This is a genomic window from Piscinibacter defluvii (genome assembly GCF_004011805.1).
Taxonomy (GTDB): Bacteria; Pseudomonadota; Gammaproteobacteria; order Burkholderiales; family Burkholderiaceae_C; genus Piscinibacter; species Piscinibacter defluvii.
Genome location: NZ_RCHJ01000014.1, coordinates 37129 through 51406, shown reverse-complemented (window position 1 = coordinate 51406; position 14278 = coordinate 37129). Strand labels below are relative to the sequence as shown.

Annotated in this window: 15 protein-coding genes and 1 tRNA gene; 9 read left to right on the top strand and 7 right to left on the bottom strand. The window is 69.3% G+C overall.

Features of this window, described 5'->3' with window-relative positions; translation table 11 throughout:
• The first annotated feature begins 70 nt into the window (after positions 1-70).
• Positions 71-679, top strand: a complete 609-nt coding sequence (locus tag D9C15_RS21155; protein ID WP_240668497.1) for an RNA pyrophosphohydrolase — start codon at positions 71-73, stop codon at positions 677-679.
• A 21-nt stretch (positions 680-700) separates the two neighbouring features.
• Here the strand turns inward: D9C15_RS21155 and proB are convergent, their stop codons facing one another.
• The 5 genes from proB to rplU all read right to left on the bottom strand — a co-directional run bounded on the left by proB (position 701) and on the right by rplU (position 3787).
• Positions 701-1819 (bottom strand): glutamate 5-kinase, encoded by a 1119-nt coding sequence (gene proB, locus D9C15_RS21150; protein WP_128000455.1) that lies wholly within the window; start codon positions 1817-1819, stop codon positions 701-703.
• Complete coding sequence (gene cgtA, locus D9C15_RS21145) at positions 1816-2892, bottom strand: Obg family GTPase CgtA (RefSeq protein ID WP_128000454.1); 1077 nt, start codon at positions 2890-2892, stop codon at positions 1816-1818. Before cgtA ends, proB begins: the two co-directional genes overlap by 4 nt.
• Complete coding sequence (locus tag D9C15_RS21140; RefSeq protein WP_128000453.1) at positions 2889-3113, bottom strand: LiaI-LiaF-like domain-containing protein; 225 nt, start codon at positions 3111-3113, stop codon at positions 2889-2891. The genes cgtA and D9C15_RS21140 overlap by 4 nt, the downstream gene beginning before the upstream one ends.
• A 76-nt stretch (positions 3114-3189) precedes the next feature.
• Positions 3190-3450 (bottom strand): 50S ribosomal protein L27, encoded by a 261-nt coding sequence (rpmA, locus tag D9C15_RS21135; protein ID WP_128000452.1) that lies wholly within the window; start codon positions 3448-3450, stop codon positions 3190-3192.
• Positions 3451-3475: 25 nt separating this feature from the next.
• Positions 3476-3787: a 50S ribosomal protein L21 gene (gene rplU / locus D9C15_RS21130; RefSeq protein ID WP_128000451.1), complete on the bottom strand. Its 312-nt coding sequence runs from the start codon at positions 3785-3787 to the stop codon at positions 3476-3478.
• A gap of 179 nt (positions 3788-3966) precedes the next feature.
• On the opposite strand from rplU, the gene ispB reads away from it, so the two are divergent.
• From ispB to D9C15_RS21090, 8 genes are all read left to right on the top strand, one after another.
• Positions 3967-4908, top strand: a complete 942-nt coding sequence (gene ispB / locus D9C15_RS21125; RefSeq protein WP_128000450.1) for an octaprenyl diphosphate synthase — start codon at positions 3967-3969, stop codon at positions 4906-4908.
• An 18-nt stretch (positions 4909-4926) separates the two neighbouring features.
• Positions 4927-5003, top strand: a tRNA-Pro gene (locus tag D9C15_RS21120).
• A 174-nt stretch (positions 5004-5177) separates the two neighbouring features.
• Positions 5178-6881: a type IV-A pilus assembly ATPase PilB gene (gene pilB / locus D9C15_RS21115; protein WP_128000449.1), complete on the top strand. Its 1704-nt coding sequence runs from the start codon at positions 5178-5180 to the stop codon at positions 6879-6881.
• A 43-nt stretch (positions 6882-6924) separates the two neighbouring features.
• Positions 6925-8145 carry a type II secretion system F family protein gene (locus D9C15_RS21110; protein ID WP_128000448.1) on the top strand — a complete coding sequence of 407 codons (1221 nt, stop codon included), beginning with the start codon at positions 6925-6927 and terminating at the stop codon, positions 8143-8145.
• Between the two features lie 10 nt (positions 8146-8155).
• On the top strand, positions 8156-9007 hold the full coding sequence (locus D9C15_RS21105; RefSeq protein WP_128000447.1) for a prepilin peptidase: 852 nt from the start codon (positions 8156-8158) through the stop codon (positions 9005-9007).
• A 7-nt stretch (positions 9008-9014) separates the two neighbouring features.
• Positions 9015-9626, top strand: a complete 612-nt coding sequence (coaE, locus tag D9C15_RS21100; protein ID WP_128000446.1) for a dephospho-CoA kinase — start codon at positions 9015-9017, stop codon at positions 9624-9626.
• Positions 9627-9684: 58 nt separating this feature from the next.
• Complete coding sequence (zapD, locus tag D9C15_RS21095) at positions 9685-10440, top strand: cell division protein ZapD (RefSeq protein ID WP_128000445.1); 756 nt, start codon at positions 9685-9687, stop codon at positions 10438-10440.
• Entirely contained in the window at positions 10437-10649 is a 213-nt protein-coding gene (locus tag D9C15_RS21090; protein WP_128000444.1) for a DNA gyrase inhibitor YacG, read from the top strand. Before zapD ends, D9C15_RS21090 begins: the two co-directional genes overlap by 4 nt.
• A 15-nt stretch (positions 10650-10664) precedes the next feature.
• Here the strand turns inward: D9C15_RS21090 and D9C15_RS21085 are convergent, their stop codons facing one another.
• Complete coding sequence (locus D9C15_RS21085; RefSeq protein ID WP_128000443.1) at positions 10665-12419, bottom strand: type VI secretion system contractile sheath domain-containing protein; 1755 nt, start codon at positions 12417-12419, stop codon at positions 10665-10667.
• 10 nt (positions 12420-12429) lie between these two features.
• Positions 12430-14277 (bottom strand): serine/threonine-protein kinase, encoded by a 1848-nt coding sequence (locus D9C15_RS21080; protein WP_128000442.1) that lies wholly within the window; start codon positions 14275-14277, stop codon positions 12430-12432.
• Position 14278 lies beyond the last annotated feature (1 nt).

Genomic DNA, 14278 nt, shown 5'->3' with positions numbered 1-14278 from the left:
AAACCGAAGGGATTGAATCCCGCCTCGGCGATGCAATAATGAATTCAAGCAGCAAGAATCGGGGTTGATTATGCTCGACCGTGAGGGGTTCAGACCCAACGTCGGCATCATCCTGCTCAACACCAAGAACCAGGTCTTCTGGGGCAAGCGCATACGCACCCATTCCTGGCAGTTCCCGCAAGGGGGCATCAAGCACGGCGAGACGCCTGAGCAGGCGATGTTCCGCGAGCTCCACGAGGAAGTGGGGCTGCTTCCCGAGCATGTGCGCATCGTCGCCCGCACGCGCGACTGGCTGCGCTACGAGGTGCCCGAGCACTACATCCGGCGCGACGCTCGTGGCCATTACCGCGGGCAGAAGCAGATCTGGTTCCTGCTGCAGCTGATCGGCCGCGACAGCGACATGAACCTGCGCGCCACCGACCACCCCGAGTTCGACGCGTGGCGCTGGAACGAGTACTGGGTGCCGCTGGAGGTGGTGATCGAGTTCAAGCGCGACGTCTACCAGATGGCACTGACCGAGCTCGCACGCTACCTGCCGCGCAACCACCACCACAACCGCTACCTGCGCTCGGGCATGCGGCCGCACGGACCGCACGAGCCGCACCCGGACCGGCGCACGCTGGATGGCCGGCCGTCGGACCTGGGGCCGCTGGAGGCGCCGCCGGATTCGGTGAACTGAGGCGCCGCAGCCTGCTGCTCGCTACGCGAGCACGAGATTGTCCCGGTGGATCATCTCCGGCTCGGCGCTGTAGCCGAGCAGCTTCTCGAACTCGCTCGACGGTTTGCGCGCGATCAGCCGCGCCTCGGCGCTGCCGTAGTTGGCCAGGCCACGGGCGACCTCCGAACCGTCCTGGTCTCGCACCGCGATCACGTCGCCGCGGTGAAACTCGCCCTGCACCTCGACCACGCCGATCGGCAGCAGGCTCTTGCCTTCGCTGCGCACCTTGTGGGCCGCGCCGGCGTCCACCACCACCGCGCCGCGCAGTTGAAGGTGGTCGGCCATCCACTGCTTGCGCGCGGTGAGCTTGGGCGTGGTGGCCAGCAGCGCGGTGCCGATCGACTCGCCGGCCGCCAGGCGCAGCAGCACGTCGGGCTCGCGGCCCCAGGCGATCACCGTGCTCGCGCCGCTGCCGGCGGCGCGCTTGGCCGCCAGCACCTTGGTGATCATGCCGCCACGCCCGATGCTCGAGCCGGCGCCGCCGGCCATGCGCTCGAGTTCGGGGTCGCCGGCACGCGCCTCGTGGATGAAGCGCGCCTGCGGATCGCGCCGCGGGTCGGCCGAATACAGGCCCTTCTGGTCGGTGAGGATGACGAGCGCGTCGGCATCGACCAGATTGGCGACCAGTGCACCGAGCGTGTCGTTGTCGCCGAACTTGATCTCGTCGTTGACGACCGTGTCGTTCTCGTTGATCACCGGCAGCACGTTCAGCGCGAGCAGCGTCAGCAACGTCGAGCGGGCATTGAGGTAGCGTTCGCGGTCGGCCAGGTCGGCATGGGTCAGCAGCACCTGCGCGCTGCCCAGGTCATGCTCGCGCAACTTGCTCTCGTAGATCTGCGCCAGCCCCATCTGCCCGACCGCGGCCGCGGCCTGCAGCTCGTGCAGTTCCTTCGGCCGGCTGCGCCAGCCCAGGCGCTTCATGCCCTCGGCCACGGCACCGCTGGAGACCATGATCATCTCGCGCCCCTGGCCGGCCAGCGCGGCGAGCTGGCGGCACCAGTTGCCGACCGCGTCGGCATCGATGCCGCGGCCCTCGTTGGTGACGAGACTGGAGCCAACCTTGACGACGATGCGCCGGGCCTGCACGAGCGGAGCGTTCATCGTGGCGGCTCTTGCGCCGGCTCGCCGGCAAAGCGGGGATCGGGGTCCGCCGGCACCTCGTGCCGTGCCGCGGCCACATGCTGGAATGCAGCGCGTACCAGGCCCTCGCAGCCTTCGCGCGTGAGCGCCGAGATCGCGAACACCGGGCCCTTCCAGCGCAGACGGCGCACGAAGTCCTTGACGCGTTTCTCGCGTTCGGCCGGGTCCAGCATGTCGAGCTTGTTGAGCACCAGCCAGCGCGGCTTGGCATGCAGGGCCGGGTCGTACTTCTTCAGCTCCGCGACGATCGCCCGCGCCTGCGCCACCGGGTCGACGGCGTCGTCGAACGGCGCGAGGTCGACCACGTGCCACAGCAACTGCGTGCGCTGCAGGTGGCGCAGGAACTGGTGGCCCAGGCCTGCCCCTTCGGACGCCCCTTCGATCAGGCCCGGGATGTCGGCCACGACGAAGCTCTGCTCCGGCCCGACCCGCACCACGCCGAGGTTGGGGTGCAGGGTGGTGAACGGGTAGTCGGCGATCTTGGGCCGGGCGTTCGAGATCGCCGCGATCAGCGTCGACTTGCCGGCGTTGGGCATGCCGAGCAGGCCGACGTCGGCCAGCACGCGCAACTCGAGGCGCAGCTTCTTCTGCTCGCCCGGCCAGCCCGGGGTCTTCTGGCGCGGCGCGCGGTTGGTGCTGCTCTTGTAGTGCAGGTTGCCGAAGCCGCCGTCTCCGCCCTTGGCCAGCAGCACCGGCTCGCCGGGCACCAGCAGTTCGGTCAGCACCGCGCCGGTCTCGGCGTCGCTGATGATCGTGCCCACCGGCATGCGCAGGACCACGTCCGCGCCCGCGGCGCCGAACTGGTCCGATCCACGCCCGGCCTCGCCGTTGCGCGCCTCGTGCCGGCGGGCGTACCGGAAGTCGATCAGCGTGTTCAGGTTGCGGTCACCGACCGCGTAGACGCTTCCGCCGCGTCCGCCGTCGCCGCCGTCGGGCCCGCCGAAGGGGATGAACTTCTCGCGCCTGAAGCTGGCGCAGCCGCTGCCGCCGTTGCCGGCCACGACGTCGATGGTCGCTTCGTCGACGAACTTCATGACTTCCCGTCACCTGCCGAGGGCGGCCGGTCGCCGGGGCGGCGGCGGTGGTCGACGATGGACCAGATGCCGATCCCGATCAGAATGAGCGGCCACCACTGGCGCAGCCAGCCCCACTCGAGCAGACCGAAGTTGTGCGCCAGGAACAGGCAGCCGAGGACGATGAGGATCAGTCCGCTCTTGTTCATGATGGGTTGCTTGCAGGCCGCGACCTTGCCCATGGTAAGCCAGGCCTCAAACGACGAAGCCCCGGCGTACCGGGGCTTCGCTGCGGCCGGCCCGAGAGCCGGGATGCCGTCAGGACGCAGCCTTGACGCTGACGGTCTGGCGGTTCTGCGGCCCCTTGACGGCAAACTCCACCTGGCCGTCGACGAGCGCGAACAGCGTGTGGTCCTTGCCGGTGCCGACGTTCGTGCCGGCGTGGAACTTGGTGCCGCGCTGGCGAACGATGATCGAACCAGCCGGTACCGCCTGGCCGCCGAACACCTTCACGCCGAGCATCTTCGGCTTCGAGTCGCGGCCGTTTCGGGTCGAGCCGCCGCCCTTTTTCTGTGCCATGGTCTGATGACTCCTTCAGCCGGGATCAGGCGTTGACCGCGCTGATCTCGAGTTCGGTGTAGTGCTGGCGGTGCCCGCCGTGCTTCTGATAGTGCTTGCGACGGCGCATCTTGAAGATGCGCACCTTGTCGTGCCGCCCCTGGGCCACGACCGTGGCCTTCACGCTGGCACCCGCCACCAAGGGAGTCCCGACCTTGAGGTCCGCGCCGTTGCCGACAGCGAGCACCTGGTCGATCGTGATCTCTTGGCCGACGTCCGCAGCAATCTGTTCTACCTTGATCTTTTCGCCGGCAGCAACCTTGTACTGCTTCCCGCCGGTTTTTATGACCGCGTACATATCAGCCCTTTCGATAAACCTCCGCCATCAAAGGCGAAGCCGAAAATTCTACCATGCCGGCACGTCGAACGTATGCAGAGGCAGGCGCTTCCTATAATCCTCGGTCCCCCCGCATCGAGCCCAGTGTGTCCGCACCCCTTTCGCCCCCGTCGGCCGCCCCGGTAGGCGCCGTCAGCCTGATGGCCGACGAGATGCGGCAGGTCGATGCGGTGATCCAGCGTCGCCTGGCCTCCGACGTGGTGCTGATCAACCAGATCGCCCACTACATCATCAGCGCCGGTGGGAAGCGGGTCCGGCCGATGCTGGTGCTGCTGTTCGCGCGGGCGCTGGGCTTCACCGGGCCGGAACGCTTCGAGCTGGCCGCCACGGTCGAGTTCATCCACACGGCGACCCTGCTGCATGACGACGTGGTCGACGAGTCGGCCCTGCGGCGCGGCCGCAAGACGGCCAATGCCCTGTTCGGCAACGCTGCCAGCGTGCTGGTGGGCGACTTCGTCTACTCGCGCGCCTTCCAGATGATGGTGTCCGTGAACCGGATGCGCGTTCTCGAGGTTCTGGCCGATGCGACCAACGTGATCGCCGAGGGCGAAGTGCTGCAGCTGATGAACATGCACGACCCCGACATCGCGGTCGACGATTACCTGCGTGTCATCCGCTACAAGACCGCGAAGCTGTTCGAGGCCAGCGCCCGGCTGGGCGCCGTGCTCGCCGAGGCGCCGGAGGCGGTCGAGCAGGCCTGCGCGTCCTACGGCCGCTCGCTGGGCACCGCGTTCCAGCTCGTCGACGACCTGCTCGACTACGAGGGCACGACCGCACAACTGGGCAAGAACGTCGGTGACGATCTGCGCGAAGGCAAGCCCACGCTGCCGCTGCTGCTGGCGATGGCGCGCGGCAGCAGCGCGGAGCGCGAGCTCATCCGGCATGCCATCGAGCACGGCGAGGTCGACCGACTCGCCGAGATCGTGGAGATCGTGCGCCACACCGGCGCGATCGCCGCGACACGCGAGGCCGCTCGCACCGAAGCGAACGACGCCGTGCGGCAACTCGGCGCGCTGCCCGAGTCGCCCCACCGCGAAGCTCTGCTAGAATTTTGTGTTCGGTCGGTGGAGCGCTCGTCCTGAGTCGAATCCACCGCCCATCGGGGTGTAGCTTAGCCTGGTAGAGCGCTACGTTCGGGACGTAGAGGCCGGAGGTTCGAATCCTCTCACCCCGACCAGACCATTCGATTCGGCCGCCGCGGGTCATGCCACGGCGGCCGCTTCATTTTGTTGCATCTTCACGGGGACGGCCGCGGGAATTGTTGGCTGGCGCCCACCTATCTCTCGTTTACAGTCCCCGGCGGATCGGCGATCATGATCTGATCCCGTAACAACCTGCTTGGCATTCCCGCGTGGACACATTGGCAGAAGTACCGCAGTCGACCCTTTCCGGTGTCGCCCGGGTGCTCGTCCACGCCGGCCGTCTGAATGCCAAGACGGCCGAGGAACTGGTCAAGAGCGCCAAGGAAAAGAAGGCCAGCTTCATCAGTTCGGTCATCGGTGCGGGCGCCGTGGCCCCGGCCGACTTGGCGCACACGCTGTCCACCGCGCTCGCGCTGCCGCTGCTCGATCTGGCGGCGGTCGACGTCCAGAAGCTGCCCAAGAACGTCGTCGACATCAAGCTCGCGGCGCAGTACCAGGTGGTGGTGCTCGGCAAGCGCGGCAACCGCCTGTTCATCGGCGGCGCGGACCCGACCGACCAGGAAGCCGTCGAACGCATCAAGTTCGCCACGCAACTCTCGCCGGAATGGGTGATCGTCGAGCACGACAAGCTCGCCAAGCTGCTCGAGGCGACCGGCGCCAGTGCCAATGAGGCGATCGAGTCGCTTTCCTCGGGCGACTTCGAATTCGACGTCACCGCGCCGCAGGAGCAAGAGGCCGCCACCGACGTCGAGGACGCGCCGGTCGTGCGCTTCCTGCAGAAGATGCTGATCGACGCGATCAACGCCCGCGCGTCCGACCTGCACTTCGAGCCCTACGAATACCACTACCGCGTGCGCTTCCGCATCGACGGCGAACTGCGCGAGATCACGCAGCCGCCGATCGCGATCAAGGACAAGCTCGCCTCGCGCATCAAGGTCATCTCCCGCCTGGACATCGCCGAAAAGCGCGTCCCGCAGGACGGGCGCATGAAGCTGAAGTTCGGCAACAAGGCGATCGACTTCCGCGTCAGCACGCTGCCCACGCTGTTCGGCGAGAAGATCGTGATCCGTATCCTGGATCCGTCCTCGGCCAAACTCGGCATCGACGCGCTCGGCTACGAGAAGATCGAGAAGGATCGCCTGCTCAAGGCGATCCAGCGGCCCTACGGCATGGTGCTCGTGACCGGCCCGACCGGTTCGGGCAAGACCGTTTCGCTCTACACCTGCCTGAACATCCTCAACCAGCCGGGCGTGAACATCGCCACGGTGGAGGATCCGGCGGAAATCAACCTGCCGGGCATCAACCAGGTCAACGTCAACGACAAGGCGGGGCTGAATTTCGCCGTCGCGCTGAAGTCCTTCCTGCGCCAGGATCCGGACATCATCATGGTCGGCGAGATCCGCGACCTGGAGACGGCCGACATCGCGATCAAGGCTGCGCAGACCGGCCACATGGTGATGTCCACGCTGCACACCAACGACGCGCCGACCACGCTGACCCGCCTGCTCAACATGGGCGTGGCGCCGTTCAACATCGCCTCCGCAGTGCTGCTGATCACCGCGCAGCGCCTGGCGCGCAAGCTGTGCGAGAACTGCAAGGCTCCCGCGGACTACCCGCGCGAGGCGATGCTCAAGGCCGGGTACGCCGAGACCGATCTCGACGGCAGCTGGAAGCCCTACCGTGCCGTGGGCTGCTCCTCGTGCAGCAACGGCTACAAGGGCCGCGTCGGCATCTACCAGGTGATGCCGATCACCGAGGAGATCCAGCGCCTCATCCTGGCCGAAGGCACCGCCATCGACCTGGCCGCGCAGGCGCAGCGCGAGGGCGTGCGCGACCTGCGGCAGTCGGGTCTCATCAAGGTCCGTGCGGGCGTCACGACGCTCGACGAAGTGATCTCGGTGACCAACGAATAGTCTCCAACGATCGAAGGGCGGGGGAACCATCCCTCGGACAAGCATGGCCACAGCAGTCGCTGCGAAGAACCTGAAGGACCTCGTCTTCGAGTGGGAAGGCAAGGACAAGAACGGCAAGATCGTCCGCGGCGAGATGCGCGCCGGCGGCGAGGCCATGGTCAGCGCGAGCCTGCGGCGCCAGGGCATCCTGACCACGCGCGTGAAGAAGCGCCGCACCAGCGGCGGCAAGTCCATCAAGCAGAAGGACATCGCGATCTTCACGCGCCAGCTGGCCACGATGATGAAGGCTGGCGTGCCGCTGATCCAGTCCTTCGACATCGTCGCGCGCGGCGCCACCAACCCCAAGCTGACGCGTCTGCTCAACGACATCCGCGCCGACGTCGAGACCGGCACCAGCCTGTCGTCGGCGTTCCGCAAGCACCCGCTGTACTTCGACTCGCTGTACTGCAACCTCGTCGAGGCCGGCGAGGCGGGCGGCATCCTGGAGCAGTTGCTCGACCGGCTCGCCGTCTATCAAGAGAAGACGATGGCGATCAAGAACAAGATCAAGTCCGCGCTGATCTACCCGGTCGCGGTGATGGTGGTCGCGTTCGTCGTGCTGGCGGTGATCATGCTGTTCGTGGTGCCCGCGTTCAAGGACGTGTTCACGTCCTTCGGCGCCGATCTGCCGGCACCGACGCTGTTCGTCATCGCGCTGTCGGAGTTCTTCGTCAAGTACTGGTACCTGATCTTCGGCGTGATCGGCGGCGGCACCTACTTCTTCTTCGAGTCGTGGAAGCGCTCGACGCGCATGCAGAAGACGATGGACCGCCTGCTGCTGCGCGTGCCGGTGTTCGGCGACCTGGTCAACAAGTCCTGCATCGCGCGCTGGACGCGCACGCTGTCGACCATGTTCGCCGCCGGCGTACCGCTGGTCGAGGCACTCGACTCCGTCGGCGGCGCATCGGGCAACGCGGTGTTCGCCGAGGCCACCGAGCAGATCCAGAAGGACGTCTCCACCGGCGCCGCATTGACCACCTCGATGCAGACCACCGGCGTGTTCCCGACCATGGTGATCCAGATGTGCGCCATCGGCGAGGAGTCCGGCGCCCTCGACCAGATGCTCGGCAAGGCGGCCGAGTTCTACGAGGACGAGGTCGACGAGGCGGTCAAGGGCCTGTCGAGCCTGATGGAGCCGTTCATCATCGTGATCCTCGGCACGCTCATCGGCGGCATCGTGGTCGCGATGTACCTGCCGATCTTCAAGCTCGGCCAGGTGGTCTGACGCGCGTCCGATGGACGCCCTGCTGCGCGAGGCGCTGTTCTCGCCCGTCGTGCTCGCCCTGCTGGGGCTGTGCATCGGCAGCTTCCTGAACGTCGTCATCCACCGCATGCCGCTGATGCTCGAGCGGCGCTGGCGGCTCGAAAGCGCCGACATGCTGGGCGTCGAGACCGAGGTGGCCGAGGCGATCACGCTGTCGCGGCCGCGCTCGCGCTGCCCGTCCTGCGGCCATGCGATCCGCTGGTACGAGAACATTCCGGTCCTGAGCTGGCTCGGGCTGCGCGGCCGCTGCGCCGGCTGCGGCACGCGCATTCCGCTGCGCTACCCCTTCGTCGAGCTGCTCACGGCCGCGTTGTTCGCGCTGATGGCCTGGCGCTTCGGCCCGAGCCCGACGGCGCTGCTGTGGTGCGGCTTCGTCGCGGTGCTCGTGGCGCTGGCCGGCATCGACTGGGACACCACCTTCCTGCCCGACGACCTGACGCTGCCGCTGCTGTGGGCCGGCCTGGTGGCCAGCGCGCTGGGCTGGACCCAGCCGCTGCCCGAGGCCGTCTGGGGTGCGGTGGCGGGCTACCTGTCGCTGTGGTCGGTCTACTGGCTGTTCAAGCTCGCCACCGGCAAGGAGGGCATGGGCTACGGCGATTTCAAGCTGCTGGCCGCGCTGGGCGCCTGGCTGGGGCTGAAGATGATCCTGCCGATCGTGCTGGCCGCCTCGGTGGTGGGCGCGGTCGTCGGCATCGCGATGAAGCTCAGCGCGCAGCTGCGCGAGGGCCGCTACGTGCCCTTCGGCCCGTTCCTCGCCGGCGGCGGCCTGCTGGTGCTGCTCGCCGGCCCGGAGCGCGTGCTGGGCTGGCTCGGCTGGGCCTGACCGGGCCATGTGCGCCGCCGCGCTGCGCATCGGGCTGACCGGCGGCATCGGCAGCGGCAAGAGCACGGTGGCGCGGTGCCTGGTCGAGCTCGGCGCGGGGCTGGTCGACACCGACGCGATCGCACGCGAACTGACGCTGCCCGGCGGGGCCGCGATCGAGCCGCTGCGCGCCGCGTTCGGCGTGGCCGCGATCGCCCCCGACGGCAGCCTGGACCGCGCGCACATGCGCCAGCTCGCCTTCGCCGACCGCGCGGAACGCCAGCGGCTGGAGTCGATCCTGCATCCGCTGATCGGCCAGGAGGCCGAGCGCCGTGCCGCGCTGGTGCACGGGCCGGCCATCGTGTTCGACGTGCCCCTGCTGGTGGAGTCCGGCCGCTGGCGCGCGCGGGTCGACCGGGTCTTGGTGATCGATTGCAACGAATCCACGCAAGTGCGGCGTGTGGTGGCACGCTCGGGCTGGACGCCCGAGGCGGTCGAGGCGGTGATCGCGCAGCAGGCTGCGCGGGCCGCGCGCCGCGCTTGCGCCGACGCGGTGATCTTCAACGAGCAGCTGAGCCCGGCGGAACTCGACCGCGCGGTGCACGATCTGTGGGATCACTGGAGCGCAGGCCCGGGCTAGTCGTGTGGAACAATCGGCGCCGCGCGGTCGGCTGCCGGCATGTGCAGGACCCTGGCCCTTGATCCTCTACGAGTACCCCTTCCACGAGAGCATCCGCACGATGCTCCGCCTCGAACACCTGTTCGATCGGCTGGCCCAGCTGATCGGCCGCGAGGCGCCGGTGGACCACCATTTCGCGCTCGCCACGATCTTCGAGATCATGGACGTCGCGTCGCGCGCCGACCTGAAGTCCGACCTGCTCAAGGAGCTCGAGCGCCACAAGGCGCAGTACGCCGGTTTCCGCGGCAACCCGTCGATCTCCGAGGCCGCGCTGGACCAGGTGATCGCGCGCATCGACCATGCCTTCAACGGCCTGAACCAGCTGCCCGGCAAGGCCGGCGCGGCGCTCACCGGCAACGAATGGCTGATGAGCATCCGCAGCCGCATCAGCATCCCCGGTGGCACCTGCGAGTTCGACCTGCCGGCCTACTACGCCTGGCAGAAGCACGAGCCGGCCCGGCGCCGCGCCGACCTGCTGCACTGGTCGGCCTCTCTTATGCCGCTGGCCGAGGCGCTGTCGGTGCTGCTGGGCCTGCTGCGTGATTCGGGCGTGCCGCACAAGGTGGTCGCACCGGGCGGGCAGTACCAGCAGAGCCTGCCGGCCGGGCGCGTCTACCAGCTGCTGCGCGTGCGCCTGCCCGATGCCAACGGGCCGATCCCGGAGATCAGCGGCCACCGTCTGATGGTCTCCATCCGCCTGATGAAGCAGGACGGCGAGGGTCGCCTGAAGCCGAGCGGCGAGGACACGAGCTTCGAGCTCACGCTGTGCACATGAGCGGCACTCGCCCGCCCCGCCGCACGGTCGCCTGCCCGGGCTGCGGCGGCCCGAGCGTCTACGCGCCGGAGAACCCGTGGCGACCGTTCTGCAGCGAGCGCTGCAAGAACCACGACTTCGGCGCCTGGGCCAGCGAGCAGTACCGCGTCGCCGCCAAGCCGGAGCGCGACGAGGACGACGCCGAGCCGCCGCCGGACGCGCCGCACTGAGCCGTCGGCTGCGCGCTACTCCAGCGAGGCCAGCAGCGCGGCCAGTTCCGGATCCATCTCGGTGCTCTCCTCGGCCGGCGTCTCGCCGGCCGCGGCCTCCTCGCCCGACGTCGACGTGTCGTCGCCGCCCAGGCTGGCAAGCAGGTCGTCCAGGCTGCTGTCGCCGCTCTCGCCCGCGTCGGCGGACGAGCCCTCGTCGCCGGCCAGCGCCATGTCGGCGTCGCTCGACACCTCGCTGCTCGCATCGGCCGGTGCGGCGGCGGCCTCACGCTCCTTGCGGCTGCCGATCGCCATGCTGACGCCCACGCGTGGCGCCGGCTTCGCGCTGGTGGCCAGCGCGATCGCCTGGCCCGACACCGCATCGATGCCCGAGACGCGCACCTCCGGCTGGCCCTTGTGCGCCATCAGCGCGGTCAGGCCGACCTGGCGCAGCCGCGCCGCGGCCTCGGCGTTGAGCAGCCGGTCGGTGCAGGGCAGCGCGATCTGGTCGCCGTCGGCATCGACGTAGTAGTGGAACGGCAGGTCGCCGATGCCCAGCGACTTGCCGCTCGGCGCGGCCAGCAGGCAAGCCGCGATGATGGCCGGGTGACCCCACAGCATGCCGCGCAGGCCGTCGGCATCGCTGAACTCCTCGAACGCGAAGGCGCTGATCGGGTCGCTGCGCTTGCCGTACGGGTGGCGCAGCATGAAACGCGGCGCCATCAACGAGAGGTAGGGGCCCTCGGGCAGGTCGCGCAGTTCTCGCAGCGCCTGCGCCACCAGGGGGTGCGGCGGCCTCTTCGCGCTCATGAACTCGTCGCAGGCCATTCCGGTGACGAAGGGCGCCCCGGCCTTGGCCGCGATCTTGGCCATGCGGCCGAGCAGCTCGGCGTGCGGCGGCGTGGCCTCGAACTGGTAGAGCCCGCAGATCAGCGACACGCCGCCGTTTTTCTCCTGGCCGGGCTTGTCGACCAGCATCGCGTACAGGCCGGTCTCGCTCAGGTCGTCGCTGCCGCTCAAGTCGGCGGCGAACTCCTCGGCCGACACATCCACCAGCAACACCTGCAGCATCGGCCCGGTCTCGATGCGCCGCAGCAGCATGTCCATGCCGCGCCAGAGTGACTCGAGGTTCTGGAACTCGGGCTGATGCAACACCGCGCGCATCGCGTCCGACAGGGCCTGGTCGACGGTGGCCACCAGCGCGTCCTTCTTCGGGTCGGGCGCCTTGACGACGAAGGGGCCGACGATGCGCCTGAGCAGCGCATCGATCGGCGCATCGGTGTCGAGTTCGGGCGCGCTGCCCACCAGGCGCGCGAAGTCGCTCAGCTTCGCGTTGGCGGCCGGCGCGCCGCTGCGCGAGCGGCGCTTGCGGCTGCGCGAGACCCGGCTGCCGCCGGCCCACGACTGCACCTCGGCCGCCGCCTTGGCAAACGTCGAGGTGTTGTTCAGCCGCTTGCGCAGGTCCGCCAGCGCGCGGAACACCTCGAGCTCGCGGTACAGCTGGTCGGGGTGGAAGGCGTCGAGCTCGCCGAACTCCAGCGCCACGCCGGCACCGCCATCGCCGATCGGCAGCGTCAGGCTGACCGACAGCCGCGCCAGCGTGTCCTCGAGGTTGTCGAACTCGACCGGGATCATCTTGCGCCGCGCCAGCTCCGCACCGGTGTCGAGCCGGCCGGCGGCGGCGCCGGCGCTGAAGTCGCCCAGCACCGCGATGCGCACCGGACGCTTGGCCGCCCACTCGGGCGCTGCGGTGTCGAGCGATCCGAAATTCGGGCTCCAGTCGTCGGACATGCTCACTCCTTCAGGGAATCTGCTGGGACGAGAACAGCGCGGCACCGTAGCGGTCGACGCAGTCGCCGCTGCACACCGGCTTGCCGAGGAACAGAGGCGCGGCCCCGCCCTGCGCCCGCGCCGCCTCCGCGACGGCCTCGGCACTGGCCATGCCGAAACCGTCCTGCACCTTCAGGCCGATGGCGCCGAAGTCGCGCGGGTACGCCGACACGATGGCGATGAAATGGTCGGTGCCGGCCGGCCCGCTGGCCTTCATCGCCCAGCTCGACTGCGGCGGCGGCAGCGTGATCGTCTGTCCGGCGCGCAGCTTGTTGTTGCGCGAGGCGGCGTTCGGGAACACCTGCACCAGCACGCCGTCGGAGCCGTGCAGGAAGACGTACAGGTGCCCCTCGCGGGTCGACTTGACGGTGAACGAGAGGTAGTCGCGGTCGATGCGGAACTGCGGCTTCGCGGTCGCCGCCTCGACGCCGAAATCGGCCGACTGGCCGGCCGCCACACGCTCGAAGTCCTGCAGCGGGTCGAAGCGCGCCTCGATGGCCGCGGGCGGCGGCGGCGGCGGCGCCGGCTCGGCCACCGGGGCAGGCGGCGGCGCGGTGGCCACGGCGGCGCTGGCGGGTTCGGGCGCGGGCGGGGCCGGCGCCGCGGCACCGGGTGCCGGCGCGGGCGCGTCGCGCCCGAGCAGTGCGTAGCCCACGCCGCCCGCCAGCACGAGTGCGACGAGGCCGGCCACGGCCACCATCGCGCCCTTCTTCGCCGGCGCCGACGGCGCGGCCGCGGCAGCGGTCGCGGCCGGTGCCGGGCGGGCCGGAGCCGGCGCCGGCGCCGGGCGCGGCGCCGGGGCCATCGTGTCCAGCCCGAGGTCGTGGCGCAGTTCCTCGATGCTCTGGGTGCGTTCCTCCGGCTTGACGATCAGCGCGCGGTCGATCGCGGCGGTGAACTTCGGGCTGTAGCGGCCCTGCGCGAGCTGGCTCAGCGGCTCGTAGTTGTCGTTCATCAGCCGGCCCACCGAGGGCGGCGGCGTCTTGCCGACGATCGCGTAGTAGACGACGGCCGCCAGCGCGTACACGTCGGTCCACGGGCCCTGCTTCATGCCCGGCACCTCGGCGTACTGCTCGACCGGCGCGTAGCCGGGTTTCAGGATCACCGTCAGCGCCTGCGTCATGTCGCCGATCACGCGGCGCGCGGCACCGAAGTCGAGCAGCAGCGGCCGGCCGGTGCCCTTGAGCAGCATCACGTTGTCGGGCGCGATGTCGCGGTGGTAGCACTGGTCGGCGTGGATCACCAGCAGCGCCTCGGTCAGCGGGCCCAGCAGGTCGAGCAACCAGGCCTCGTTGGGCGGCGCGCCCATCTCCTTGAGCTTCTGCTTGAGCGTCACGCCCTCGTAGTACGGCATCACCATGTAGGCGGTGCCGTTGGCCTCCCAGAAGCGGTAGACCTTGACCAGCGACGGGTGGTCGAACGAGGCCAGCAGCCGGGCCTCGTTGACGAAGCTCTTCAGGCCGGCGTCGAAGGTCTCGGCGTAGCGCTCCGCCTTGACCGACACCTCCAGCGGCCCGGTGCGCGCGGCCAGCGCGGAGGGCATGTACTCCTTCAGCGCCACGCGGCGCTGCAGCGAATGGTCGCGCGCCAGGTAGACGATGCCGAAGCCGCCCTCGCCGATCAGCTCGGTGATCTCGAACTCGCCGAGGAAGGTGCCGACCGGCAGCTGGTTGCCCGAGTCCTTGCGCGGCGCCGGGCTCGCCGGCGGCTTGGGCGCCGGCGGCGGGCGGATCAGCGTGGCCTCCGAGTCGGGCGGCGGGTCCACCACGCGCGCCTGCGGCTTGGTGACGGTGCGTTCGGGTTGATCGTCCTTGTCCATC

Coding starts and splice junctions, on each gene's coding strand:
- D9C15_RS21155 (WP_240668497.1), top strand. CDS start 71: ATGCTCGACCGTGAGGGGTTCAGACCCAACGTCGGCATCATCCTGCTC.
- proB (WP_128000455.1), bottom strand. CDS start 1,819: ATGAACGCTCCGCTCGTGCAGGCCCGGCGCATCGTCGTCAAGGTTGGC.
- cgtA (WP_128000454.1), bottom strand. CDS start 2,892: ATGAAGTTCGTCGACGAAGCGACCATCGACGTCGTGGCCGGCAACGGC.
- D9C15_RS21140 (WP_128000453.1), bottom strand. CDS start 3,113: ATGGGCAAGGTCGCGGCCTGCAAGCAACCCATCATGAACAAGAGCGGA.
- rpmA (WP_128000452.1), bottom strand. CDS start 3,450: ATGGCACAGAAAAAGGGCGGCGGCTCGACCCGAAACGGCCGCGACTCG.
- rplU (WP_128000451.1), bottom strand. CDS start 3,787: ATGTACGCGGTCATAAAAACCGGCGGGAAGCAGTACAAGGTTGCTGCC.
- ispB (WP_128000450.1), top strand. CDS start 3,967: ATGGCCGACGAGATGCGGCAGGTCGATGCGGTGATCCAGCGTCGCCTG.
- D9C15_RS21110 (WP_128000448.1), top strand. CDS start 6,925: ATGGCCACAGCAGTCGCTGCGAAGAACCTGAAGGACCTCGTCTTCGAG.
- D9C15_RS21105 (WP_128000447.1), top strand. CDS start 8,156: ATGGACGCCCTGCTGCGCGAGGCGCTGTTCTCGCCCGTCGTGCTCGCC.
- coaE (WP_128000446.1), top strand. CDS start 9,015: ATGTGCGCCGCCGCGCTGCGCATCGGGCTGACCGGCGGCATCGGCAGC.
- D9C15_RS21090 (WP_128000444.1), top strand. CDS start 10,437: ATGAGCGGCACTCGCCCGCCCCGCCGCACGGTCGCCTGCCCGGGCTGC.
- D9C15_RS21085 (WP_128000443.1), bottom strand. CDS start 12,419: ATGTCCGACGACTGGAGCCCGAATTTCGGATCGCTCGACACCGCAGCG.
- D9C15_RS21080 (WP_128000442.1), bottom strand. CDS start 14,277: ATGGACAAGGACGATCAACCCGAACGCACCGTCACCAAGCCGCAGGCG.